General features: G+C 68.6%; 22 protein-coding genes and 1 tRNA gene. 7 read left to right on the plus strand and 16 right to left on the minus strand.

The features are described from left to right. Window positions 1–24 precede the first annotated feature (24 nt). The 7 genes from LCL87_RS16340 to LCL87_RS16370 all read right to left on the minus strand — a co-directional run bounded on the left by LCL87_RS16340 (window position 25) and on the right by LCL87_RS16370 (window position 5,059). Complete coding sequence (locus tag LCL87_RS16340) at window positions 25–1,809, minus strand: flavin-containing monooxygenase (protein WP_225021419.1); 1,785 nt, start codon at window positions 1,807–1,809, stop codon at window positions 25–27. 16 nt (window positions 1,810–1,825) lie between these two features. Continuing rightward, entirely contained in the window at window positions 1,826–2,668 is an 843-nt protein-coding gene (locus tag LCL87_RS16345; RefSeq protein ID WP_225021421.1) for a mycofactocin-coupled SDR family oxidoreductase, read from the minus strand. Between the two features lie 490 nt (window positions 2,669–3,158). Further along, entirely contained in the window at window positions 3,159–3,470 is a 312-nt protein-coding gene (locus LCL87_RS16350) for a DNA gyrase subunit A family protein (protein ID WP_225021423.1), read from the minus strand. An 85-nt stretch (window positions 3,471–3,555) separates the two neighbouring features. Then, window positions 3,556–3,646, minus strand: a tRNA-Ser gene (locus LCL87_RS16355). Between the two features lie 51 nt (window positions 3,647–3,697). Next, the gene (locus LCL87_RS16360) at window positions 3,698–3,895 is read right to left on the minus strand and encodes a CsbD family protein (RefSeq protein ID WP_225021425.1); all 198 of its coding nucleotides are present in this window, start codon (window positions 3,893–3,895) and stop codon (window positions 3,698–3,700) included. Window positions 3,896–4,041: 146 nt separating this feature from the next. After that, complete coding sequence (locus LCL87_RS16365; RefSeq protein WP_225021426.1) at window positions 4,042–4,500, minus strand: nucleoside deaminase; 459 nt, start codon at window positions 4,498–4,500, stop codon at window positions 4,042–4,044. A gap of 19 nt (window positions 4,501–4,519) precedes the next feature. After that, entirely contained in the window at window positions 4,520–5,059 is a 540-nt protein-coding gene (locus LCL87_RS16370) for a tRNA adenosine deaminase-associated protein (protein WP_225021428.1), read from the minus strand. Window positions 5,060–5,108: 49 nt separating this feature from the next. Between LCL87_RS16370 and LCL87_RS16375 the strand changes: the two genes are divergently transcribed. After that, entirely contained in the window at window positions 5,109–6,074 is a 966-nt protein-coding gene (locus LCL87_RS16375) for a prephenate dehydrogenase (RefSeq protein WP_225021430.1), read from the plus strand. Further along, window positions 6,071–7,417, plus strand: a complete 1,347-nt coding sequence (locus LCL87_RS16380; protein WP_225021438.1) for an amidase — start codon at window positions 6,071–6,073, stop codon at window positions 7,415–7,417. Before LCL87_RS16375 ends, LCL87_RS16380 begins: the two co-directional genes overlap by 4 nt. A gap of 159 nt (window positions 7,418–7,576) precedes the next feature. On the opposite strand, the gene LCL87_RS16385 is transcribed toward LCL87_RS16380, so the two are convergent. Together LCL87_RS16385 and LCL87_RS16390 are read right to left on the minus strand one after the other, a co-directional pair. Then, window positions 7,577–8,161, minus strand: a complete 585-nt coding sequence (locus LCL87_RS16385; protein WP_225021440.1) for a putative glycolipid-binding domain-containing protein — start codon at window positions 8,159–8,161, stop codon at window positions 7,577–7,579. 68 nt (window positions 8,162–8,229) lie between these two features. Then, window positions 8,230–9,285, minus strand: coding sequence for a hypothetical protein (locus LCL87_RS16390; protein WP_225021442.1), 1,056 nt, complete (start codon window positions 9,283–9,285; stop codon window positions 8,230–8,232). 165 nt (window positions 9,286–9,450) lie between these two features. Between LCL87_RS16390 and LCL87_RS16395 the strand changes: the two genes are divergently transcribed. After that, on the plus strand, window positions 9,451–11,931 hold the full coding sequence (locus tag LCL87_RS16395; RefSeq protein WP_225021443.1) for an ATP-dependent Clp protease ATP-binding subunit: 2,481 nt from the start codon (window positions 9,451–9,453) through the stop codon (window positions 11,929–11,931). Window positions 11,932–12,118: 187 nt separating this feature from the next. On the opposite strand, the gene LCL87_RS16400 is transcribed toward LCL87_RS16395, so the two are convergent. The 3 genes from LCL87_RS16400 to LCL87_RS16410 form a co-directional block, all read right to left on the minus strand. Next, window positions 12,119–13,750, minus strand: coding sequence for a long-chain-fatty-acid--CoA ligase (locus tag LCL87_RS16400; protein WP_225021445.1), 1,632 nt, complete (start codon window positions 13,748–13,750; stop codon window positions 12,119–12,121). A gap of 296 nt (window positions 13,751–14,046) precedes the next feature. Next, window positions 14,047–14,808, minus strand: a complete 762-nt coding sequence (locus tag LCL87_RS16405) for a crotonase/enoyl-CoA hydratase family protein (RefSeq protein ID WP_225021447.1) — start codon at window positions 14,806–14,808, stop codon at window positions 14,047–14,049. A 41-nt stretch (window positions 14,809–14,849) separates the two neighbouring features. Then, window positions 14,850–15,647: an IclR family transcriptional regulator gene (locus LCL87_RS16410; RefSeq protein ID WP_225021449.1), complete on the minus strand. Its 798-nt coding sequence runs from the start codon at window positions 15,645–15,647 to the stop codon at window positions 14,850–14,852. A 533-nt stretch (window positions 15,648–16,180) separates the two neighbouring features. Here LCL87_RS16410 and LCL87_RS16415 point away from each other — a divergent pair. Next, window positions 16,181–17,263 carry an Lrp/AsnC family transcriptional regulator gene (locus LCL87_RS16415; RefSeq protein WP_225021451.1) on the plus strand — a complete coding sequence of 361 codons (1,083 nt, stop codon included), beginning with the start codon at window positions 16,181–16,183 and terminating at the stop codon, window positions 17,261–17,263. A gap of 148 nt (window positions 17,264–17,411) precedes the next feature. Here the strand turns inward: LCL87_RS16415 and LCL87_RS16420 are convergent, their stop codons facing one another. Further along, a complete protein-coding gene (locus tag LCL87_RS16420) occupies window positions 17,412–19,022 on the minus strand; it encodes an ABC transporter substrate-binding protein (RefSeq protein ID WP_225021453.1) in 1,611 nt (536 codons plus the stop codon). Between the two features lie 880 nt (window positions 19,023–19,902). Between LCL87_RS16420 and LCL87_RS16425 the strand changes: the two genes are divergently transcribed. Genes LCL87_RS16425 through LCL87_RS16435 form a run of 3 tightly spaced genes read left to right on the plus strand, consistent with a single transcriptional unit; the run spans window position 19,903 to window position 22,384 of the window. Further along, a complete protein-coding gene (locus LCL87_RS16425; RefSeq protein ID WP_225021455.1) occupies window positions 19,903–21,066 on the plus strand; it encodes a DNA cytosine methyltransferase in 1,164 nt (387 codons plus the stop codon). Between the two features lie 22 nt (window positions 21,067–21,088). Continuing rightward, complete coding sequence (locus LCL87_RS16430; RefSeq protein WP_225021457.1) at window positions 21,089–21,493, plus strand: very short patch repair endonuclease; 405 nt, start codon at window positions 21,089–21,091, stop codon at window positions 21,491–21,493. 60 nt (window positions 21,494–21,553) lie between these two features. Further along, on the plus strand, window positions 21,554–22,384 hold the full coding sequence (locus LCL87_RS16435) for an NAD-dependent epimerase/dehydratase family protein (protein ID WP_225021459.1): 831 nt from the start codon (window positions 21,554–21,556) through the stop codon (window positions 22,382–22,384). Window positions 22,385–22,408: 24 nt separating this feature from the next. Here LCL87_RS16435 and LCL87_RS16440 read toward each other — a convergent pair whose 3' ends face one another. Genes LCL87_RS16440 through LCL87_RS16450 form a run of 3 tightly spaced genes read right to left on the minus strand, consistent with a single transcriptional unit; the run spans window position 22,409 to window position 25,148 of the window. Beyond that, a complete protein-coding gene (locus LCL87_RS16440; protein ID WP_225021460.1) occupies window positions 22,409–23,074 on the minus strand; it encodes a response regulator transcription factor in 666 nt (221 codons plus the stop codon). Then, window positions 23,071–24,276: a histidine kinase gene (locus LCL87_RS16445; RefSeq protein WP_225021462.1), complete on the minus strand. Its 1,206-nt coding sequence runs from the start codon at window positions 24,274–24,276 to the stop codon at window positions 23,071–23,073. Before LCL87_RS16445 ends, LCL87_RS16440 begins: the two co-directional genes overlap by 4 nt. Next, window positions 24,273–25,148 (minus strand): type II CAAX endopeptidase family protein, encoded by an 876-nt coding sequence (locus LCL87_RS16450; protein ID WP_225021465.1) that lies wholly within the window; start codon window positions 25,146–25,148, stop codon window positions 24,273–24,275. The genes LCL87_RS16445 and LCL87_RS16450 overlap by 4 nt, the downstream gene beginning before the upstream one ends. Window positions 25,149–25,206 lie beyond the last annotated feature (58 nt).

Consider the following 25,206-nt stretch of genomic DNA (forward strand, 5'->3'; position numbering starts at 1 on the left):
GGGATTCGACGGGAGCCGGTGCCGTCAGTCCAGCGCGGGCAGTTCCGGCAGTTCGACGCCGGCCAGGTCGGCCTGGATCTGCAGCGCCAGGTACTTGCTGTAGTTGCGGACCAGCATGAAGTTGCCGCCGTGGATCCAGAACCGGTCGTGGCCGGAACGTCGCCACACCGAACGCAGCTCGCCCTCGTCGTCGAGACCCCACACGGGCCCGCAGGCGTCGGCGACCGCATCGCCGAGCACCCGCCGCGCGGTGTCCAGGACGCCGCGGAAACCGGTGGCGCACACGATCGTGTCGGCCGGGACGCGGGTGCCGTCGGCCATCACCAGCCCGTCCGCGTCCAGGTGATCGATCGTCCCGGAGACCAACCCGATCCGGCCGTCCACGATCATCGGCGAGGCACCCACGTCGATGTAGTAGCCGCCGTTGCGGGTGAGGAACAGCATCATCACGCCGGTCCCGTCCGGGCCGAGGTCGTGCGTGAAGCCGCGGGCGGTGAGCCCGTCCAACAGTTCACGATCGTGCTCGGCGATCATGCCCACACCCATCCGCAGCCCGGCCACGAACTGCGGATCCAGCCGGGCGGTGGCGGCGTCGAGCAGATCCGCGACCTCGGTCGAAGTCTCCTCTCCGTAGCGCAGCCGGCCCCGATCCGACAGCGCCTGCCCGCTGACCACGTGCGTGGGGCCGCGCTGGATCAGCGTGACCTGCGCCCCGGATTCGTGGAGATCCTGGGCGATGTCGTGGCCGCTGTTGCCGGTGCCGATCACCACGGTGCGGGTGCCGCGTCGCGCGGGCTCGGTCCGGTACCCGCTCGAGTGCAGCAGTTCCCCGGCGAAGTCGTCGGCGCCCGTGAACGTGGGCATCACCGGTTCGGTGCCGCTGAGCCCGGTCGCCAGCACCAGATGCTGCGGGTGCAGCGTGCGTCGGGTTCCGTCGCGGTCCACGACGACGGTCCACCGCCGCGTGTCCGGGTCGAACGTGGACTCGACGATCTCCGTGCGATTCCAGACGTCGAGTTCCATTGCTCGGGAGTAGATCTCGAGCCAGTCCCCCATCTTGTCCTTGGGTGTGAACACCGGCCAGTTCGACGGGAACGGAAGCAGCGGCAGGTGGTTGGACCAGACGGCGTCGTGCAGCACCAGCGAGTCGTATCGTCCGCGCCAGTTGTCGCCGACCCGATCGGCCCGGTCGACCAGCAGGGTCCGGACGCCGAGCACGCCCAACTGCGCGGCCAGCGCGAGGCCCGAGTGCCCGGCGCCGATCACGAGGACGTCGGGATCGCCGTCGTGGCAGTCGAGTTCGCGGTCGCGGCGCGCCGACCAGTACTCGATGCGATCCGCCGGCATCTCGGTGCCCTCCGGGCGACGGGGTCCGACGGCCGGTTCGCGTCCGGCCAGCGAGTCGAGGGTGGTGAGCAGGTTTCGGGCCCGCCAGGTGCCGTCGTCGCAGACGAGCCGGGCGACGCCGCGCACGTGTCCGAGCCGGGTGTCGAAGCGGAACAGCAGTTGGATCGAGCCTGCGCCGGCAAGGCCTGGCAGCAGGACCGGCGGGGCGGCCGGATCCAGCCGCTCGTCGCGCACCTGTTGGGTGCGAGCGACGTCGAGCACCGCGCCGATCCGGTCGACGCCGTGCAGGCTGCGCAGGTCGCCACTGAAGGCCAGCAGGTCACGCCACCACAGATCGGCGTGCAGGCTCACCTCGCGGCCGACGCCGACGCGGAGCAGGTCCGCGAATCCGGTCAGCCACTGCTGCGCTACCGCGGCGACCGCGTCGGCGTCGAGCGAGGGGGATTCCAGTTGTGTCGTCATGGGGCTTCCTTCTCGTTCAGCGGGTGGTGAACCCGGCGTCGACCTTGAGTTCGGTGCCGGTGACGTACCGCGCCTCCTCGGACGCGAGGAACAACACGGCGTGGGAGACGTCCACCGGTTCCACCCACGGGACGGGGATCGCGTTGGCGCCCGCGAACAACGGGGCCACCTGCTCCTTGGTCGGGTGTTCGACGCCCGGGAGGAACAGCCCGAAGCAGCGGTCGTTGATGATCATGTCGGTGTCCGTCGCGCCGGGGTGGACGGTGTTGACCCGGATCCGATGCCCGCCGAGTTCGCCGACGAGGGTGCGCATCAGTCCGACGACGGCGTGCTTGCTGGCCCCGTAGGCGGCAGTCTTGGGTGACCCCTTGATGCCAGCGGTGGAACTGGTGATGACGATCGATCCGCCGTCACCCTGCTCGATCAGGTGCGGGATGGCGGCCTTGCACGTGTGCCAGACGCCCTTGAGGTTGATGTCGAGGACGTCGTCCCACTCGGCCTCGGTGATCCGGTGCGCGGGTTCCCCGCTGATGAAGATGCCGGCGTTGGCCACCACGACGTCGATGCGTCCGAGTTCCGCGACACCGCGGTCGACGACCGCGCGCACGGCGTCGAAGTCGCGGACGTCGGCCTTCTCGGCGACGATCCGGCGCCCGAGCGCCTCGACCCCGCGCACCATCTCCGCGAGATCCTCGGCGGTGGCGGGCGGATACAACGGGGTGACGGTGTCGATGCCGTCCGCGATGTCGAGGGCGATGATGTCGGCGCCCTCCTCCGCCAGCCGGAGCGCGTGACTGCGCCCCTGACCGCGCGCCGCGCCGGTGACGAACGCGACCTTCCCAGCTACCCGTCCTGACATGACACTCCTCCCGCGAAACCGGCAATTCGGTCCGGAAAGTAACGCCGATCACATTCGGTGCCGTGAAGCACTCCCAGCCACCGAGACTATTTCGTGGCCTGGATCACATCCGGCCACGAAGGGTGAAGTTGACGCGATCGGCCGATATGTCAAGACGCCCGAATCACCCGGTCCTTCACCGCGTCTCGGCACGACAACCGGCGGTCGCGCCCGCTAGCTTCATCTCGCAACCTGCCGCGGTTTCGAATGGTCATCCGTTCGAACTCGACATTCCTTGCAGTCCAAACACATTCGTCCAAGGGGTAAACATGGGTTCTCTCTCCGCGCTCGACCTGTTCAGCTTCGCGTTCGGCAGCTTCGCCGACTTCGTCGTCACCGAGGAGGGTTCGCTGAGCAAGCTCGACCTGTTCGCGGCCCTGAGCTGACCAATGCGACGGGCTCCCGACCATCACCTCCGATGGTCGGGAGCCTCGTCGTCTCCGCGGAACGATCAGGGGCCGTGATGTTCAGGTGGACCCTGCGCGAGTTCCCGGCGCAACTGGGACACCTCGTCGACGATCATCCGCCGATCGTCGGCGGTGACACGGCGGAACTGCATGGCCATCACCGCGGACGCCTGAATTTGCGACCAGCCGTACTTCTCGCTCAACGCGGCACGCGCGGCGTCCGCGTTCTCCGCCTGCATCAGCGTGGCCAGCACGTCCAGCGGATCGGCCACGGCCTCCGCACACGCCGAGATGAGATCCAGCCTCTCCCGCACGAGCCGCTCCCACTTCTGCGCCCACGGTTCGGCGTCGTCCATGACTCCCCCTTGCATCCGGATTCTCGAGTGTCGCACCTCCGGAGACAAAAGAAGCCTCCCATCTGCAAGCAGATGGGAGGCTCTTTGGCGGTGGCGGAGGGATTTGAACCCTCGGTACGGGGTTACCGTACACAGCATTTCGAGTGCTGCACCTTCGGCCGCTCGGACACGCCACCGCCGAGAACTGTACCGGAGTCAGCGTTCAGCAAGAAATCGGCTGGTCAGGGCTACTTTCCGGTGAGTTTGTCCTTGATCGTGGAGGCGGCGTCCTTGACCTTTTCGCCCGCATCCTTGACCGCGGATTCGACCTGGTCGCCCTTGCCTTCGTTCTTCAGGTCCTCGTCGTCGGTCGCCTTGCCGGCGGCCTCCTTGGCCTTGCCGCCGAGGTCTTGCGCCTTGTTCTGAGCCTTGTCTGCGATTCCCACGAGTCACCTCCGTGAATCAGTGAATGAACCCTGCGGTCCCGGTGCCACACGAGCACCTACCTCCACGACACCACGATCCGCGCGATCCTGCCGGGGAACTCCGGGCTGCGCGGCCCACACAGACGGCATCGACCCTGGTCAGGTCGTCAGCGCTGCTCCTGAAAGAAACTTTCGAGAATGGCTGCACACTCGTGCTCGAGCACCCCGCCGCGCACCTCCGGGCGGTGCGTGAGGCGGCGGTCGCGGACCACGTCCCACAGCGAACCGACCGCGCCGGTCTTGGGCTCCCACGCCCCGAACACCACCCGCTTGACGCGGGCGAGCACCAGCGCGCCCGCGCACATCGTGCACGGTTCCAGCGTCACCGCGAGCGTCGCGCCCTCGAGCCGCCAGCCGTCGCCGTGCACGCGGGCCGCCGCGCGCAGGGCCAGGATCTCGGCGTGCGCGGTCGGGTCGGCCGCGGCCTCACGGGCATTCGCGGCACGCGCCAGTTCGACGCCGTCCGCGTCGAACACGACCGCGCCCACGGGTACGTCGGCGTCCGATGCCGCGGCCGCCGCGGAGAGCGCGGCGCGGATCATCCGCTCGTCGTCCTGCAGGGTCACGCGTCGCTACCCGGCGGCGTCAGCGGGGAAGCTTGTCGAGCGTCGCCGACAGCTCGGACTCGAAACCGCAGCGCTGCGCGATCATCGCCAGCTGCTCGTCCGGGTACAGATCGGTCTCGGCGAGGATCACCCCGAGCACGGCGTCGGGCAGGCCCAGGTCGGACAGCAGACCGAGGTCGCCCTCCTCCCACGGCTCGACGTCGTCGAGCTCGTCCGGGTCGATGTCCGGGATCTCGACGTTGAGGGAATCGAGCACGTCGGCGGCGATGTCGTAGTCGATGGCCGCGGTCGCGTCGGAGATGAGCAGACGGGTGCCAGCCGGCGCGGGGCGGACGATGACGAAGAACTCCTCGTCGACGTCGAGCAGACCGAACACGGCACCCGAGCTGCGGAGCTCGAGCAGTTCCTTCTCCGCGACCCGCAGACTGGTGAGCGCGCCACCGGTCAGAGCGGTGCACGTCCAGCGGCCTTCCTCACGGACGACGGCGATGCCGAAGCCGTCCAGATCCTCCATCGACCCTGCGGAGGCGCTGTTGTCGTTCGCGCGCTGTGCACCCATGCGCGCAACGGTAGCCCGCGCGGTGCCAGTAACAGAAGTCCAGCGACGAATGTGCCAACCTGATGTGGTGTCTGATGCCGTCTCCGCGCCCCCCGTCTGCATTCTCGGCCTGGGTTTGATCGGTGGATCGCTGCTCCGCGCAGCGGTCGCCGCGGGCCGCGCCGGCTGGGGTTGGAACCGGTCCGCGCCCGCCGTCGACGCCGCCCGCGCCGACGGTTTCGACGCCGACACCGACCTTGTCGCGGTGCTGCGCCGGGCACAGGCCGCGCACGCGCTGATCGTGGTCGCGGTGCCGATGCCGGCCGTCGACGCGACGCTCGCGGCCGTCGCCGAGCACGCGCCCGACTGCCCGATCACCGACGTCGTCAGCGTCAAGGCCGAGGTGGCCGCGGCCGTCGCCCGGCACGGACTGCAGGACCGGTTCGTGGGCGGGCATCCGATGGCCGGGACCAGCGAGTCCGGGTGGGAGGCCGGCGGCGCCGAACTGTTCCGCGACGCGGTGTGGGTGGTGAGTGCCGACGACGGCGTCGACCCGCAGGTGTGGTCGCAGGTGGCGCGGCTGGCGCTGGACTGCGGGTCGGTGGTGGTGCCCGCCGAGTCCGTCGAGCACGACGCCGCCGCCGCCCGTATCTCGCACCTGCCACACGTGCTGGCCGAGGCGCTCGCGCTGTCCGGCGCGGCCGGCGGCGATCTGGCGCTGGGGCTGGCGGCCGGATCGTTCCGGGACGGCACCCGGGTGGCCGGCAGCGCGCCGGGCCTGGTGCGGGCGATGTGCGAGGGCAACCGGGACGCGCTGCTCACCGCGCTGGACGAGACCCTGGACGTGCTGACCCGGGCCCGCGCCGAACTGGCCGAGCAGGGCACCCTCGCCGGGCTCGTCGAACCTGGTTTCGAGGCCCGACGCCGCTACGAGGACCGCGAGCGGTGGACCATCACCGGCATCGAACCCGGGTCCGAGAACTGGCTCGAGCGGATGCGCGACGCCGGACGCCGCGGCGGGGTGCTGCGGCCGTGAGCACGCCGACGCTGCGGGACGTCGCCCAGTTGCTCGCCAAGAAGGAGATGACCGCAGTCGAGCACGTCCGCGCGACGCTCGACGCGCTCGACGGACTGCTCGGCACGCCGTGGGAGAACCTGGTCGCCGCCCGGAACGACACCGCCGCGCTCGAGGCCGCCGCCCGCGCGGACGCCGAGATGGCCGACGGGAACTGGATCGGACCGCTGCACGGGATCGCGGTGGCGGTGAAGGACAACATCGACGTGGCCGGGATGCCGACGCGCTGCGGCAGCGCGGTACTCGCCGACGCCCCGCCCGCCGCGGCCGACGCCCGGATCGTCGCCCGGCTGCGGGAGGCCGGCGCGATCGTCGTGGCCAAGGCGCACCTGCACGAGTTCGCGTACGGCCCGACCGGCGCGGTCAACGCGTCCGGCCCGGCCGCGCACCCGCACCACCCGAACCTGATTCCCGGCGGATCGTCGTCGGGGTCGGCGGCGCTGGTCGCGAAGGGCATCGTCCCGCTCGCGCTCGGCACCGACACCGGTTGCAGCACAAGAACTCCCGCGTCGTTGTGCGGCGTCGTCGGGATGAAGCCCAGCTTCGGGACACTGTCGACGTCGGGAGCGTTCCCGCTGTCGACGACGTTCGACCACATCGGGCTGCTGGCCGCCGACGTGCTGGACGTCTCGCTCGCGTGGGGTGCGCTCCCCGGCATCGCGCACGTCCGCACCCCGGTCGCGGGGCTGCGGGTGGGCCGGCTGCGCGGCGACAACTGGGACGTCGCCGATCCGGCGATCGCGGCCGCCGTCGATGCGGCCTGCCGGGCGCTGTCCGACGCGGGCGCCGAGGTGCTCGATGTCGAACTCCCCGAGACCGAGCAGTTCCTCGCGGCGTACCCGATCATCACCGGTTCGGAGGCGTACGAGACGCACCGGCAGTGGTTCGAGCACGCACCCGAGCGGTATCAACCGGCCACCGCCGCGCTGCTGGACGCCCAGAAGGATCGCCCCGCCGTCGAATATCTGCACGCCGCCCGCACCGTCGAACGCCTTCGCCGCCAAGCGCTTTCCCGGCTGCGCGGCGACCTGGGGCTGGACGCGCTGATCACCGCGACCACTCCCCTGCGCGCGGTCACCCAGGATCAGGCGCGCTCGTCGGATGCTGCGGTGGCCCGAACCCCGCTGCTGCGCATGTGCATCCCGTTCAACGCGCTCGGTATCCCGGCGATCTCGGTGCCGGCCCCGGGCGTGGAAGGCGATCCAATCGGCATCCAGGTGATCGGCCTGCCGAGCACCGCGGGCGGGCACGGGTCGCATCCGGCGGAGTCCGCGGCGCTGGCCTGCGCGCTGGCCGTGGGCTGAGGGTCCGGGTCGACCGGCCGCCACATCACACCCCTTTTGCCGGCGTCACACACCCGTTCGACCTCGAAAAGGTGTGCGATCCCGGCAATTAGGGTGTGATGCCGCCGCAGAGGGCACGAACGGACGCCGACCCGTTCCGGGAACTCGAGGAGTGACCCGTCAGATCCGTTCGGCCAGTCCCGGGTAATCGAGCACGAAGCCGTCCTCGTCGACCTTGATGGACGACGACGACACCGGCGAGAGCACGTGGATGCCGTCCGCGCCGCTGCTGTAGGTCAGGGACGCCTCCTGCACCGCGAGGTCGGGCAGGTTGACGTACACGACAGGCACCTGCATGTCCTCGGACTCGTGCTGCAGGCCGAAGCGGCGGATCGGCAGGGTGTTGAAGAACGGGCTCAGCACGACGTCGACGTCCTTGGCGCCGGCGAACCCGGACCGCAGGTGCGTGGTGCCGGTCTCGACCATCCAGACGCCCTCCTCGTCGCGGCTGATCGACATGTGCCGCTCCCCCGTGGCGAGAGCGGTGTGCAGCGACAGCCGGCGGGTGACGCCGTTCTCGTCGGTGACCAGGTCGTAGGACGCGCTGAACGCGGGATGTTCGGGGCACGCACCGCCGACGATGCGGCCCGTCGCCTTGATCCGGTTTCCGCTCACCTGTACCCGCACGGACTCCATTCGGGGCGCGGCGTGGGCACGCCACGTCAGAACGGCAGGCCAGCGCGTCGCGGTGCTCGGATTGCTCACGGTCTCTACGTTAGGCGACGAAGGCCGTCCAGGCGTGGACGGCGGGTGAGATTGGTTCGCCCGCGTCGTCATTCGGACAATTCGACCTGTTCGCGTTCGAGCACCGAGATGCGGCGCGAGAACACCACCAGCGCGCTCAGTCCGACCGCGACGTTGATGAGCGCACCGAACTCCTCGGCGACGAAGTTGAAGACCTCGGTCAGCAGGATCGTCACGAGCGCCGCGATCCGGAGCATCCGCACCGGCCAAATCCGCCCGCCGCGCAGTCTGGCGATCGCGACCCAGCACAGCACGAACGCGACAGCCGATCCACACATCTGGCCCATCGTGGTGATGTCGGTGCCGGTGCCACCCTCGAGATCCTCGGCGAGCGTGACGATCGCGTTGACCACGCCGGCGGTGGAGAACAGGGCGAGGGCGACCGCCGCGACCCACACCGCGCGGGGGCCGTCGAACACGCGCGACAGGTGCACACGCAGCCAGGTGCCGACGACGTCGAGGCGTCCGGTCCGGCGCGGCGCGCACCGCGACAGCAGGTCCTCGACGCCGGCGATCGTCCCGGGGTCGACGCCCGCCGCGGCGGCCCGGCGCAACTGCCGGCGCGCCCTCGCGAGGCGCTGCGGGGTGAGGCCGTGGACCAGTCCGTCGGCGGCGGCGCCGACGGCGTTGGCGAGGTCTTCCGCAGTGGTCTGTGTCCGGGCGTCGTGGATCCACCGATTGACCAGCAGCAGCGCCACCACGACGACGTACATGATCGCGACCGACGGTTGGAAGAAGTAGTCGTTGGTCTTGGTGACGAACTTGCCGACCTCGTCGAGGAACAGGCCGAAACCGATGCCGCCGGCCACCACCGCGACCATCCGCGGCAGGGCGCCGAGGAACGAGAACACCACCACGAGCGCGATGACCATGGCGAGCCCGCCCCACAGCGCGTGCGCGATGTGCAGCGTCGCGCCGCCGATCTGCGGGTACCCCGTCGCGTGCAGATACGCCCGCGTCACGAGGATCGTCAGGATCCCGATGACGACGAACGCCTCGACCAGCGCCCCGGCCTGCGCGTCACGGAGCAGTCGCGGATTTCGGATCCTGGACGCTCGTTCGGCAGGCGTGTCGACTGTCGCCATGCGGCACAAACCCTTTCGATCGTCGTCGACGGCGGCGCCGGCGACTGGGTACGAAGACTCTTTACATTCCCCCACGGTGGCCGCAAGGTTGAAGGTGAGTCCACCCGAGAGAGTGCGGACGAGTCCGAACCAGATAGCTGTGTGCAGAGATTTGGAGGATAGGACATGACCGAAGGTTGGGGACGTATGGACAGCCCCTTCGACGACATTTTCGCGAGGTTCTTCGGGTCGGGACTGTCGTCCCAGCCCCCGGTGCAACGCGTCGATCTGGGAAGGCTGCTCAACGACGACGCCCGCCGACTGATCGCCACCGCCCGCGACGCGGCGAGCGAGTGGGGGAACAGCGAGATCACCCCGGAGCACCTGCTGTACGCGGCAGCGCAGAACGATCCGACGCGCGGCGTGCTCAGCAACATCAATCTGGATCCGGACGAGTTGGCCTCGAAGATGGCCGCGCACCTGGACAAGCACGGCACCCCCAAGACGACACCGGGCGCCCCGAGCCTGAGTCCGGCCGCGAAGCTGGCGTTGCGGACCGCGCAGCAGCAGGCCAGCGAGTCGGGCCTCAGCTACATCGGCCCCGAGCACATCCTCATCGGCATCGCCGCGAACTCGGAGAGCCCCGCCGGCAAGGCCCTGCTCGGCGCCACCATCGAGGGCGAGAAGTCGTCGGCGCCGCCGAGTTCCACGCCGACGCTCGACGAGTACGGCCGCGACCTCACCGCCGAGGCGCGCGCCGGCAACGTCGACCCGGTGGTGGGCCGCGCCAACGAGGTGGAGCAGACCATCGAGATCCTGTCCCGCCGCCGCAAGAACAATCCGGTCCTCATCGGCGATCCGGGTGTCGGCAAGACCGCGATCGTGGAGGGTCTCGCGCAGCGCATCGTCAACGGCGACGTGCCGTCGACGCTCACCGACCGGCGGGTCGTCGCGCTCGACGTCGGATCGCTGGTCGCGGGCACCAAGTACCGCGGCGAGTTCGAGGAGCGACTGACGAAGATCCTCGACGAGGTCAAGGCGCACTCCGACGAACTGGTGCTGTTCATCGACGAGTTGCACACCATCGTCGGTGCCGGGGCCGGCGGCGAGGGCGCGATGGACGCCGGCAACCTGCTCAAGCCGGCCCTGGCCCGCGGCGAACTGCACGCGATCGGCGCCACCACGATCGACGAGTACCGCAAGCACATCGAGAAGGACGCCGCGCTCGAACGGCGCTTCCAGCCCGTGCTGATCGCGGAGCCGTCGGTGGACGACACCATCGAGATCCTGCGCGGCCTCGTCGACAGCTACGAGGCGCACCACCAGGTGCACTACACCGACGAGGCGCTCGTCGCGGCCGCCGAACTGTCCGACCGGTACATCACCGACCGGTTCATGCCGGACAAGGCGATCGACCTCGTCGACCAGGCCGGGGCGCGCGTGCGGCTGCGGACCCGCACCCCCGACCGCGACACCCGCGCCGCGGAGGAGGAGATCGCCCGACTCAAGCGCGAGAAGGATTCCGCCGTCGGGCAGGAGGACTACGAGCGCGCCAACGCCATCAAGCGGCAGATCACCGAGGCGGAGGAACGCCTCGGCGAGGCGGCGGAGGAGAGCACCCCGGAGGTGACCGTCGAGGACATCGCGCACGTCGTGTCGCGACAGACCGGAATCCCGGTGGCGGACTTGACGTCCGAGGAACGCGAGCGGCTCATGAAGCTCGAGGACGTCCTGCACTCCCGGGTGATCGGGCAGGACGAGGCGGTCACCGCCGTGGCCGAGGCGGTGCGCCGCTCCCGGGCCGGTCTGTCCGACCCGAACCGCCCCATCGGCTCGTTCCTGTTCCTCGGGCCCACCGGTGTCGGCAAGACCGAGACCGCGAAGGCGTTGGCGGAGGCCGTGTTCGGCGACGAGAACCGGATGATCCGGTTCGACATGAGCGAGTTCCAGGAGAAGCACACCGTCTCCCGTCTCGTCGGCGCTCCGCCCGGGTACGTCGGCTACGAGGAGGCCGGTCAGCTCACCGACAAGGTGCGCCGCCAGCCGTACTCGGTGGTGCTGTTCGACGAGGTCGAGAAGGCGCACCCGGACGTGTTCAACGTGCTGCTGCAACTGCTCGACGACGGCCGGGTCACCGACGCGCAGGGCCGCACCGTCGACTTCAAGAACACCATCGTGATCCTCACCAGCAACATCGGCTCCGACCTGATCCTCGGGGCGAAGGGCGAGGACGTCGAGGACCTGGTGCCGACGCTGATGGAGCGGCTGCGGTCGCACTTCCGGCCCGAGTTCCTCAACCGGATCGACGAGACCATCGTCTTCCACCGGCTCGACCAGACGGAGCTGCGGCAGATCATCGAGCTCATCCTCGACGGCACCCGCCGACAGCTGCACGCGCAGAACGTCGAGCTCGACATCACCGAGGAGGCCGTCGACTGGCTGGCCGACAAGGGCTACGAGCCGGAGTTCGGCGCGCGGCCGCTGCGCCGGACCATTCAGAAGGAGCTCGACAACCGGCTCGCCGGGCTGCTGCTGTCCGGCGAACTCGAACCCGAGGACATCGTCCGGGTGTCCGCGAACGGCGGGCTCGAACTCGGCGTCGTGCATCCCGGCAAGGGTGAGGGCTCGTTGCCGACCGAACCGGAGAAGGCGTCGTCGGACACCTGATCTCCCGCTCGTGCACGGGCGCTCGGCCGGATCATCCGGCCGAGCGCCTCGCTACGCGCCGGGAACCCGTACGCCCGAAGCGCTGTGGCAAGCTCCCGCTCCCTGCACGGATTCCGGCATCTGCGCCAACTCGGGTACCTGACTCTCCCATCCGTCGCAGTCGACGCGTCCCGGGCGCTATCGGTCGTCAGATGCCGGCCTTCTGTCGTTCCAGAGTGGTCGCGAGCTCCGGTGTGAGCAGCCGGAACTCGTCGTCGCCGCGCTCACGCAGCCACACCGGGTCGCCGCAGTGCCAGCGTTCGGCGCTGAGCGTGCGCGTCACGACCTTGAACGTGGCGGTCCGCGGGAACTCCGAGCACACGCGCACCAGCGTCGGCCGTTGCTTCGGGCCGAGATCGGGCTGCTCGTCGAGGAATCGCGCGAACGTCGACGGGTCGAAGTCCTCGATGTCGCCGGTCGGGATGACGGCCGCCATCACCCGGTCACCGACCTCGCGGTCCGGGACTCCGTAAACCGACACCTGCGCGAAGCCGGGGTAGCGCAGCAGGATGCGTTCGATCGGTGCGGCACCGAGGTTCTCGCCGTCCACCCGCAGCCAGCCGGAGCTGCGGCCCGCGAAGTACACGAAGCCATCGGTGTCGCGGTATGCCTGGTCGCCGCTCCAGTACATGCCGTCCCGGAGCCGCTCCGCGTCGGCCGTCGGGTTCTTGTAGTACCCCGCGAACGCGCCGGCACCCGCAACGTTGACCATCTCTCCGGTTGCCGCCTCGGCGTTGAGGATTCGACCCTGTGCATCGAACTCCGCAGGAGGACAGACTGTCCCGGTGTCCGGATCGCGGATCTCGACGTTCACAGGAAGCAGACCCAGGGCACCGGTCGGCGCGTCGGGATGCGCGGAGATGGACACTCCGCCCTCCGTCGAACCGAACCCGTCGACCACGCGGGTGCCGAAGCGGCGAGAGAACTCGCGGGTGACCGGCGCCGATCCCTCGTTGCCGTACATGACGCGCAGCGTGTTGTCGGCGTCGTCGGGCTGCTCCGGAGTGGCCAGGATGAACGACAAGGGCTTGCCCACGTAGTTGGAATAGGTGACGCCGAAGCGGCGCACATCGGGCAGGAAGCCCGACGCAGAGAACTTGCGTCGCAGTGCGATCCGGCACCGTCCGTGCAGCGCCACCGCCCACGCCGCCATCATTGCGTTCGAGTGGAACATCGGCATTGCCATGTACACGACATCGTCCGTGGTGAGGCCGTACCGATCGGCCAACATGACGCCGGGTTCGGTGAACTTGCGGTGCGTGCATCGCACAGCCTTCGGGTCGCCGCTGGTGCCGGACGTGAATATGAGCATCAACAGGTCGTCGAGGGCGGCGGCGGGAGCGATCGCAGCGCTCCCCCGGTGGGGCGCCAGCAGTTCGGCCCACGCGGGGGAATCGACATTGACGACGCGCACACCTCCGAGGTCGAGCCCGTCGAGCAGATGCGCCTGGGTGTTTTCGGTGAAGACGATCTGGCAGTCGGCCAGCGCGATGTCCCGGGCGAGCGCGGCGCCGCGCCGGGTGGTGTTGAGGCCGGCGAGCACGCTGCCTGAGAATGCGGCCGCTCCCAGGAGCGACGAGAACTCCGGAATGTTTTCGAACAGTACGCCGAAGTGCCGGGGACGTCCTGCATCGAGAAGCTCATCGAGCAACGAGGCACGGTCGTACATTCCGCGAACATGGTCCGTCCATGAAATGTACGAGTCCTCGAACCGGATACCGTGCGTGTCGACGTCGCGCAACCAGTGGAGCTGGTCCGCGACTGTGGGGGTCACTGTCATATCCCCCATCGTGACGGGTGTGATGTCGGCCATGTCTTCCTGTCTCGTTCTGTGGATTGCTTGTCCGCGTGCGGTTTACGTCGACGTTGCGACCAGCTGCGCTCCCAGTCGCCGCCGTGGCCCGGCACCGTCCGCTGGTCGGCCGCCGTGGAATCCGGGTGACGTTGCGCCCCTGCCAGACTCGCGTCGTCACCTGGCTGCGCAGTCGATCGCCAACGGGGTGCCACTCCTGTGACTCGGTCCCGGGCGAAGCGCCGCAACTCGGTGGAGTGGGCGCCAGATGATGTCAGCCGGCGTCAACGGCCTTTCCACACCGGTGCGCGCTTCTCCGCGAAGGCGGTGGCACCCTCGCGCGCGTCCTCGGAGACGAACACCGGCGCGATCACCTCGAGCTGACGCGCGAAGGCCTCGTCGTCGGTCCACTTCCCCGAACGCACGATCACTTCCTTCGTCTTGGCCACGGCGAGAGGGCCGTTCGCGGTGATGCGGGCGGCGAGGTCGAGCGCGCCCGCGAGCGCACCGCCCGGCTCGGTCAGGGTGTTGACGAACCCGTACGCGGCGGCTTCCTGCGCGGTGAACGGGTCGCCGGTCAGCGCGTACTCCATCGCCTTCTGGTAGGGAATCCGCCGCGGCAGGCGCAGCAGCCCGCCCGCTCCCGCCGCCAGCCCCCGTTTGACCTCGGGGATCCCGAACTTTGCCTCGCGCGACGCGACGACCAGGTCCGTGGCGAGGACGAGTTCGGTGCCGCCGGCGAGCGCGTATCCCTCGACCGCCGCGATCGTCGGCTTCCGCGGTGGCGCCTCCGTGAATCCCAGCCCCTTGCCGGGCACCGCCATGTTCTCGCCCGCCATGAATGCTTTGAGATCCATTCCCGCGCAGAAGTTCCCGCCGGCCCCGGTGAGGATCGCGAGCGAGAGCCCGTCGTCCTCGTCCAGCTCGTCGACGGCCGCGGCCAGGCCACGGCTCACCGCACCGTTGATCGCGTTGCGCGCCTCCGGGCGGTTGATCGTGATCACCAGGACCCGGTCACGCCGTTCGAGGAGAACCTCATCCGACATTGATACTTCCTTTCGTCGTGGAGCAGCACAGAGGACCTCGCCTAGCCCAAGTACCTAGCGCGTCGGGTGTACTCGATTCCTGGGTACAGGTTTCGTTTGATCTCTAGCGCTGCGGCCATCACCGGATGGGCGAAGCGGCGAAGGGTTGCACCTTCCAGGGAGCCGCTGAGGGACAGCGCGGCGATGGGGCCTGCGGGACTGCAGATGGCTGCGCCGAGGCAGAAGACACCGGGAGCTGTCTCTTCTTGATCGAATGCCAGCCCGCCGCGATGTCGGATCCGATTCAGTTCCAGATGCAGCATATGGATCGAGTCAATGGTATTTGCCGACACTCGGCGAAGGTGCTGACCGAAGATGGCCTCGACCTGTTCGGGAGCGAGGCACGAGAGGACGGCTTTGCCTGCTGCTGTGGAGTGGGCAGGCTTACGGCCCCCGACTCGCGTCGGAACGGTATTAGCTATTGGTCCGCCGATTTTGTCGAGGTAGATCATCTCATGACCGTCCAAAATGGACAGATGCGCGACCATCCTGGTTTGCATGTGTAGTTCGTGCAGCGGGGAGGCGGCGGCGGCCCGAATTCCGAGCCGGCTGTCATTGAGGTCGGCTTCCAGGAGCCGTCGACCCAGCTTGTAGCCCTCTGCCGTATGGTCGAGCCAGTTGAGCTTGGCCATCGCGACCAGAATGCGATGCGCTGTTGATCGTGGCAGACGCGACCTGCGTGCAACCTCATCCAGTGCGATCCGGTCTGAGTACGAATCAAATGTGTCGAGTATCAAACTTATTCGTTCAACCATCGACGACGGTAGATCTCGGGCAGGCATTTCCGAGACGATGGTCATGATAGCTCCTAGAAAATGCGGGAATCGCACCGCGATCCCGATTGGGAGCTCCCTCGGTGGCTCCCAGCAAAGCGTGGGTGTTCGGCGGAAACCGCATGGCCGGGTTGTCTACACCCAGATCCAGTGCGATGGGGAGGGGCGATTGACCTCCCCGCGAGGATCCTCAGACGCCCATAAGTTGAACCAGGTCGCCTTGCAGTTCACGGGCTTCGTCGAGTATCGGCACGAGAGGCTCCTCCGGTTGTGCTGGCGCCGGAGACCCGGCTTAGTGCATCCTCGCGACATCAACTCGCGCAACCGCGAATCTGAAGGAATTTGCCAACGGGGAGTCCTGCGCTCAGGAAAACGTCAAAGTCGCAGACGGCTTGGCGGCGATGCGGGTGTCGGGTGTCCGGCGCAGTGAGGGCGATCTCCACGCCAACCTCATCCAGGCCTGGCCTCGACCCCGCTGCGGCTGCTGCCGGGTACCTGCCTGTCCAGGTGGCTCGTACCCGCGCATGGTGTCCACGGCTTGTGAAATGCAGAATGGGGACGTGCACGTAGAGAAGCATTCGGTGAGTGGTGGGGGAGGCAGAAGCGATGTCGATGAGCTCGACCTCGCGCTGATCAACGTCTTACAACTCGATCCGCGGGCTCCGTGGTCGACAGTCGGCAAGGCCCTGAGCGTCGATCCGGTCACGGTCGCCCGCCGTTGGTCACGCCTGGTGGACGAGGGCCTGGCCTGGGTCACGGCGCACGCCTCTGGTCTCCAGCTGGCTGCCTTCATCGAGATCGACTGTGAGCCAGGACAAGTGCGTTCGGTAGCTACCACGCTGTCAGCGTGGCCGCACGTGATGTCAGTCGACTGCATCAGCGGTAGTCATGACCTCCTCGTGGCGATTGGGGTCTCCTCTCCGACCGCGTTGTCACGGCTTCTCGTTGACGCGGTTGGCCCATTGGCAGGCGTGCGAGCGACACGTACCCACCTGGCGACACGGTTCTTCGCAATGGGAGGCGACTGGCAGGTGCGCGCGTTGGACGCTGATCAGCGTGCGCAGTTGGGATCGGGACTTGCATTACCGAGCCGCTCGCCGCGCTCGTTGAGTGAATCCGAGCGGGAACTGATCCGCATACTCTGCGCAGACGGGAGGACCTCTCTCACAGAGCTTGCCGAGGAAGTCGGATACAGCGTGAGTACCGTCCGCCGTCGTCTCGCGGCTCTACGGGTCAACCGGTCGGTCGTGTTCCGCTGCGAGGTGGCGCAACCACTCTCCGGGTGGCCGGTCTCGGCGTGGCTGTGGGCTTCTGTTCCCACTACAGAGTTGGAATCGGTCTCACGAAAGCTCATTGCGTTGCCGGAAACCCGCACATGCGTTGCGCTGACCGGTAGCTCGGTCAATCTTCTGCACTCTGTCTGGGTGCGGTCGGTCGAGGACGTTCAGAGGATCGAGCAACAACTCGCCGAACGGATTCCGACGATGAGGATCCTGGATCGATCGATAGCTCTGGGATTCTTCAAACGCGCGTGCAGACTGCTTGATGAATCGGGACGAAGCAGAGGATCTGTTCCGGTGGATGTCTGGTCCGATCCGGTCGCTGCAGCTCGAACCTCAGATCGGTCCAGGCTTACCACTTAGGCGGTGCGGCAGCGTGGACCACGAAGGTCTCCCGTCGGTCGGTGGGTGTCTCGGCGACTTCCACTTCACGACAGGAGACCCTCGCTGTTCAACGACCAGCTATCGCGTGTCGTCGCAATCTCTCGCCCAACCTGCCTGGGCAGTACGTCTAGGACGCTGAATCGGAAGCGAGCCAGGCATTTCCGAACAGCATGATGCCATCGGCGCTGGGGGTGATCCCGTGCGCGTTCGCGCGCCACGGGATGAAGTACTTGCCGGCGCTGATGACCATCATCGGTGCGGTGTCGTTCACGACGGTCTGGATGTCCTCGAGAACGTTGCGACGCTCGTCATCGGTCGGCGCGGTCTGCAGCTTGCCGAGCAACTCGTCCATCTTCGGGTTCTTGTAGCCGAGAGCGTTCGACGTCGACTCGCTGTCGAAGTTGCCGAACATGCGCACGAACGGGGACTCGTCGAGAACATTGAACGCCGACTCGCCCAGATCGAAATCGTGCTGGACGTACAGCGACTTGACCAGATCATTGACGCTCGCCTTGGGAGCGATGTCGACGGTGAAACCGACCGCCTGCAGCATGGCCTGGGCGGCGAGGGAGCGGCGTTGTGCGCCAGGCTCATTCAGATTGACGTATGTCAGCTTGCCGTCGTAGCCGTCGGCCTTCGCCTCGGCGAGGTACTTCTTCGCGGCCTCCGGGTCGTAGCCGGTTCCGGCGACGCTGCCGTGCCACTGCGACCAGTCCTGGAACATGTCGCTGCCCGGCATTCCGTAGCCTGCCTCGACACGCTGGTTGAAGATGTTCGGGTCCTGTGCCGCAACGATAGCCTTACGCACGCGCTCGTCGGACGCTGCCCGACCCTCACGCTGGTTCAGGAGTTGGAGGCTACCCATGCTGGCGGTGTAGACGTAGCCGACGTCGCCGGCCGCGAGCGCGGTGTGAACCACCTCGGCATTGCGTAGGTAGGCCGCCTGGACGCCCCCGGTGTGCAGCGCGTCGAGCTTACCCTGTTCGCTGACGATCGCGGGGAAACGGAGCTTGGCCAGGTGCGGCTCACCGTCCCAGTAGTCCGGGCGTGCAGCGAGAACCAACTCGTCCTGCGACGCGAACTTCTCGACCTCGAACGGGCCGGCACCGATCGGGGTGAACGTACCCGTGGCCATCGAGGACGGGGCCACGATCATGCCCGGCCCGGTCGTGAACATGATCGGGAACTCGTTCCACGGCTGCTTCAGGGTGAAGACCACCGTCGACGGGTCCGGGGACTGGGTGTCCGCGACCGTCGCCTTCCACACCTGCGAGTGCGTCGCCTTCTTGTCGAGGTAGTGGCCGATGCTCCACCGCACCGCCGCCGCATCCACCGCAGTGCCGTCGCTGAACGTCGCACCCGGACGCAGCTTCAGGGTCCAGACGGTGTTGTCGCCGTTAGCCTCCAACGACTGCGCCAGTTGCGGCTCGTATTCCTTGGTCTCGGGGTCGTAGCGCATCAACAGGTCGTAGATCGCGGCCATCTCGCTGCCGCCGGTGGCGCCGCCGTCCTGACGATCGGCCGGGTCGAGACTGCTCACACCGTTGTACGTCGCGAAGGACAGCGTCCCGCCGGACGTCGGGTCACCCCCGTCGGCCTGGTTGCCGACCAGACCGGTCGTGACGTCCGACGCGTCGGTCGTCGATCCCGAACCTCCCGCGCAGCCTGCCATCAGCATCGTCGCGGCGGCCATCGTGGTGAACATGGCGCAAACCCGCACCAGTGACGATCGCTTCATTTCAATCTCTTCCTTGCCGGCATTCATGTGCATCGATACGGCCGTCTCCACGGCCGACCGAACTGATCGGAATGGCGGCTGCCTGCGCACAACCGCTCGAACTGCGGACTATCTGGACGCCACTCGAACTCCGCCGACGCGGTGGTGGTGTGGTGGTGGTCTTTACGCTCAGGTAGCGGGGATCGTGGCAGTGGTTTCCTCAGACACGGGGTCGATCGCAGCCCCCTCGACGGCGCCGCGGCGCGGCTATGTGAGTTCGGAAATCTGTGTGCTCCAACGGCGAGAGTTCTCGAGCGGATTGGTGTCGCAGAGCGGGCTCGCACCGTGTGGTCGAGTTGGTTCGATGGCACGCACACTCAGACGTTCCTGCCTGTTGCCGATTCCCGCGCACCGGACGGCGGGCTGAGTCATGATGCCCATGACATGCGTCACAGTTCCGCCATTTGCTGGAAGCATCTACAGAGAGCCGAAATTTGCAGGATTCTGGCTATCGGCCGACCACCGATGGTGAACGGTGACGTCAATGCACCGCGAATGCTGCCGCACTTTCAGCCAACTCGAAGTGCGTAGCGCTGTGTGTGCCGGGGTTCCACCGAGTAGGAGAACGCGGCGTCGCCGCAAGCCACTCATCCACTTGCCGAGCGAATCGGGGCATCGTCCCGTATCCACCCCCGGCGCTGCTGCCCTGGCGCGGTCGGCGGCACTGCGCTCCTCAACGCTCCCTCAACCGGGTCAGCCCTGTCGGCAAGAGCGCCGGAACGGGGCGATCGGCGACCCGTCTCCGTCGGGTGCGGGTCGGCGACGGTTCGCAGAGTGTGACGCGGCCACCCCGGAGGACTCGAGTAACGTGCTCCTGTATCTGTGCGTGAGGAAGGGTGCCGTGACGTCGACGGGGAACATGGTTGGGCTGTTCGCCGGCATCGGCGGGGTGGAGTTGGGCCTGCGCAGCCACGGCTGGGAAACCGAGCTGCTGTGCGAGATCGACCCCGGCGCCCAGCAGGTTCTGCGTACCCGGTTCGCGGGCGTCGAACTGCACGGTGACGTCACCCGGCTGCGCTCGCTGCCGCAGGGCACCGAGCTGGTCGCCGCGGGTTTCCCGTGCCAGGACCTGTCCCAGGCGGGGAAGACGGCGGGCATCACCGGCGCCCGCTCCGGCCTGGTCGACGAGGTGTTCCGTCTGGTCAAGCGCAAGAAGGGCCCGCGCTGGCTGCTGATCGAGAACGTCCCGTTCATGCTCAACCTCAGCCGCGGCGCCGCGATGCGGCACATCACCGACGCACTCGAGGACCTCGGCTACACCTGGGCGTACCGGGTGGTGGACGCGCGCGCGTTCGGCCTGCCGCAGCGCCGTCAGCGGGTGCTGATGCTGGCGTCGCGCACCGACGACCCCCGCGAGGTGTTGTTCAGCCAGGACGCGGGCGTCCCCGACGAGGGCGACCCGTCGCAGTACCCGTGCGGCTTCTACTGGACCGAGGGCATCCGCGGGCTCGGCTGGGCCGTCAACGCGGTGCCCACGCTCAAGGGTGGGTCGACGGTGGGGATCGCGTCGCCGCCGGCGGTGCGGCTGCCGTCCGGCGAGATCGTCACGCCCGGCCTGATCGACGCCGAACGCCTGCAGGGCTTCGACCCCGACTGGACCGCCCCCGCCACCGAGCTCAAGGGCATCCGCCACGGGCACCGCTGGCGCCTGGTCGGCAACGCGGTGAGCGTGCGGATGGCCGAGTGGGTAGGCGGGCGCCTGGTCGACCGGATCGAATACAGCCCCGACCACGAGACGCCGCTGAAGCCGGGCGACGCCTGGCCCAGCGCCGCGTGGGGACACAACCGGCAGGCGTTCCGGGTGCACGAGTCGCATTGGCCGGTGCAGGAGCCGTACGAGGACCTGAGCGGTTTCCTCGAGCACTCACAGCTGCTGTCCGCACGCGCCACCGCCGGCTTCCTCAAGCGGGCCCGCACGGGCAGCCTGCGGTTCGTGCCCGGCTTCCTCGACGACATCGAGAGCCACCTCGACCGGATGGGCGGGTACCCGGAGGCGGTTGCCTGATCCCGGTGCGAGGATGGTGTCGATGCCCTCGACGGATCCCCTGACCAGCGCCCGGATGCGGGCGCAGCGACGACGCGACACCGCGCCGGAGGTGGCCCTGCGCCGCGAACTGCACCGCCGCGGCGCCCGGTTCTTCGTCGACCGGGCACCGCTGCGCGGGCTGCGCCGGCGCGCCGATCTGGTGTTCCCCCGCAAGCGCGTCGCGGTGTACGTCGACGGCTGCTTCTGGCACAGCTGCCCGCAGCACGCGACCTCCCCGAAGAACAACGCGCAGTGGTGGGCGGACAAGTTGGCCGCCAACGTCGTTCGCGACCGCGACACCGACGCCCGGCTCGCGGCCGCCGGCTGGCAGGTGGTGCGGATCTGGGAGCACGAGGATCCGGCGGAAGCGGCGGATCGGGTGCAGGCCGCGCTGCGGATCGCGTGATCGGTCTCGAATCGGCCGCGAAACCGGCGGCGGCGCCGAGAGTTTCCTAGGCTCGTCGACATGAGGATCCTCGTCGCCGGCGCCGGGGGCGTCGTCGGACTGCCGCTGACCCGGGAACTGATCGCGCAGGGCCACGAGGTGGTCGGCACCTCCCGCAATCCGGACTCCCGTCCCGAACTGCGCGACGCGGGCGCCGCCGTGGTCCGGATGGACGCCTTCGACCTGGCGTCGGTGGAACACGCGGTCGCCGAGGCCCGGCCCGACGCGGTGATCCACCAGCTCACCGACCTGTCCGCCGTCGACCTCGAGGCCAACGCGGAACTGCGCATCGTCGGCACCCGCAACCTCGTCGACGCGATGCGCCGGTACGGCGTGCAGCGACTGGTCACCCAGAGCATCGCGTGGTTGTACGCCGACGGCGACGGCCTGGCCGACGAGACCGTGCCGCTGATGGCGGCCACCGGACCGAGCGCCCGCACCGTCGAGGGCGTGGCCGCGATGGAACACACGTCGACGGAGATCCCGAACCACGTGATCCTGCGCTACGGCAAGCTGTACGGCCCCGGCACGTGGTACTCCCCCGACGGCGACTTCGGCCGCGCCGCCCGGGACGGGGTGTTCACCGGCAACGGAATCGAGAGTTTCCTGCACATCGCGGACACCGTCGCACCGACCGTCGCCGCACTCGACTGGCCCACCGGCATCGTCAACGTCGTCGACGACGAACCGGCCGGACCGGACGAATGGCTGCCGGTTTTCTGCCGCTGGGTGGGCGGACAGGAACCCGTCGGACTCAGTCCCGGAACGGGCCGGGGTGCGTCGAATGCCAAGGCGCGCAAGCTCGGGTGGGTGCCGCAGTATCCGACGTGGCGGACGGGGATGTCGGGCTGACGCGTCTGCCGCAGCGGCCCACTGTCATCCGAGGGATCGCAGATAGACGAGCGTGGCCTGCACGCGGCGGTCGCCGTCCTCCAGCGGCAGCTTCGAGAAGATGGACCCGATGTGCTTGCGCACCGCAGCCTCGGACACCGTCAACCGTTGCGCGATGCCGGCGTTGGTGTACCCCTCGGCGACGAGTGCGAGCACCTCCCGCTCGCGCGGAGTCAGGGCCGCGAGCGGGCCCCGGCTCCTGGTCGCCTTGACGAGTGCCCGCACGACGTCCGGATCGATGATCGTCTCTCCGCGCGCTACCCGTGCCACCGCGTCGAGGAACTGGCGGACGTGTCCGACCCGCTCCTTCAGGAGGTAGCCGACACCACCCTCGGCGGTGTCGTCGAGCAGCTCGTCCAGATACGCCACCGAGACGTACTGCGACAGCACGACAATGGGCAGCGTCGGCTCCCGTTTCCGGATCGCGGCCGCCGCCCGTAGCCCGTCGTCCGTGTTGGTGGGCGGCATGCGGACATCGGTGACGACGAGGTCCGGCCGGTACGCCTCCCACGCGTGCAGCAGTGTCGGCGCATCGCCCACGGCGGCGCACACGTCGTGTCCGGCGGAGGCGAGCACGCTCTCCACTCCCGCCCTGAGCAGCGGGCTGTCCTCGGCGAGCACGATGCGCAGTGTCCGTTCCGTCGCTGTCACACCGGGCACTCCATTCGGATCGTCGTCGGCCCCCCGACCGGGCTCGTCACGGTGAGGATTCCGTCGAGGGCACCGAGGCGACCACGCAGCCTGTCGAGCCCGCGCCCGACCGAAAGCTGCGCGCCACCCACGCCGTCGTCGGCGACAGTCAACAGCCACATACCGCCGGCGCGATCTCCGCGCACCGTGACGTGCTGCGCCTGCGCGTGCCGCACCGCGTTCGTCAGGGCCTCCGACACGAGCACGTACGACATGTGCTCGACGGGCGCGGGCAACCGCCGACCGGACAACCCGTCGAGTCGGACATCGACGTCCAGCGGGACGTCCGCGACCAGATCCGCGAGCGCAGGCGCGAGCCCGCGTTCGATCAGCGCCCGCGGGGAGTACCCGAGCAGCACGGCACGCAGCTCCGCGAGCGTCTCGTCCACCTGGCGGTGCGCGTCGGCGGCGAGCCGGCCCGCGGGTCCGTCCGCGTCGGCGGCCTCCGCCAATCCGAGACTCATCGACAGCGCGACCAACCGGTGCTGGACCCGGTCGTGCAGTTCCGATTCGAGCAGCGCCCGCTCGGACCCCTCGGCGTCGAGCAGCGCGGAACGGGTCGTCTCCAGTCGGGCCGCCTCGAGACGCCACGGGTCGGCATCGACACCGAGGAGCAGCCGGGCCAGCTGCGACTCGAAGGCCGCCCAACCGCCGACGACAACAGCCAGGAGCACCAGGACCACCAGGCCGGATGCCGCCAGAACCCAAGCACCCGAGCTGGTTTCGACGGTCCACACCCCGAGATCGAAGTAGTCGTCGCGAATGACGAGCGGCGCGGCGAGGAGCATCCCGACGATGGTGACGGCGAATACGGCCAGGAGGGCGGCGACCCCGCCGGACACCGCCGCGCCCAGAATGTATGCGACGTGCCGGACCGTGGGCAGCCGCTGCTCGTCCGCGGATGTCCGCACCTCCGCCTCCGCGCGTTCCGCGATCGACGGATCGATCAGCCTCAGCCGCGCGCAGTGCGCTCGCAGCATCGGCTCCCACAGCGCCGTCCGCAGTCGACGCGTGAGCCCCAGCAACACGACCGGCACGATGCCGATCACGGTGGCGCACGAGAGGATGCCGGCCACGACCAGGCACGCGAGCGACCTCCACGGCCACCGGGTGCCGAGGTATCGCGGGCCGGTACGCAGGGCTGCGGCCACACTGCCGGTCACAGCGCCGCCCCCACCTTCTGCTTCCGACGCTCACGCATGATCGACGTCCCCACGATGCAGACGACGACGGGAACGTAGGCAGCGCACATGAGGAGCGTAACGGCACTCGCGTGACCACCCGAGCCCACGAAACGCTCGAGACCGACGGCCACCACGAGATTGCTGCCGCCGTGCAGGATGGCGGACGGCCACACCGATCCGCTGCGACTCCACAGCCAACCGATCACGAACTCGAGCAGCACCGACAGCGGGAGCCACAACAACATCGCGATCACCGCGTCGGTCGCGGTACCGCCGGCACCGAAGTACCCCACCCACGGCAGCGGCCAGTGCCACACGCCCCAGATCAGTCCGGTCGCGAATGTCGTCGCGACGGGCCTGCCCGGCACCAGCCGGTCGCGCAGGTAAGCGGTCCAGCCGAATTCCTCTCCCCAGAAGATCGGCGCAGCCACCACGGGCACCACCAGTGCGACCGCCACGAACACCAGATCGTCCCGCCCGAACTGCCACTCGGCGACGTCCCACACTCCGGTTGCCGCCGCGAGCATCGATGCTGTCACGAGAATGCCGATAGGCAGGAGCGCGGCGATCGAATAGGACGACCACCCCGTGGACAGCCGCAGCCTCAGCCCTGCGTCGGCGAACCCCTCGCGAGTGATCCAGCGGCGGGTGACGATCGCGGCAAGCGCGGGTACGAACGCCGCGGTGAGCAGTTGGACGATCGGATCGTCGAGCGAGTATCCGGCCGCCCACACGATCGCCCACGGAACCCAGGATGCGCCGAAGGCGAGAACGAGGAACCAGCCGACTCCGCGCCTGCGCTCGGCATCGTCGCGGACGGTGGGAGTCGGGACTGACGGTGCAGTTGTCATACCTCCACTTCACGGGGGCGAGCCGCGAAACGCGCTAGCCCACGCGACCGTTTCGGGG

Origin of the sequence: Prescottella equi (genome assembly GCF_020171745.1) — a bacterium.
In the GTDB taxonomy this organism is placed as follows: Bacteria; Actinomycetota; Actinomycetes; order Mycobacteriales; family Mycobacteriaceae; genus Prescottella; species Prescottella equi_A.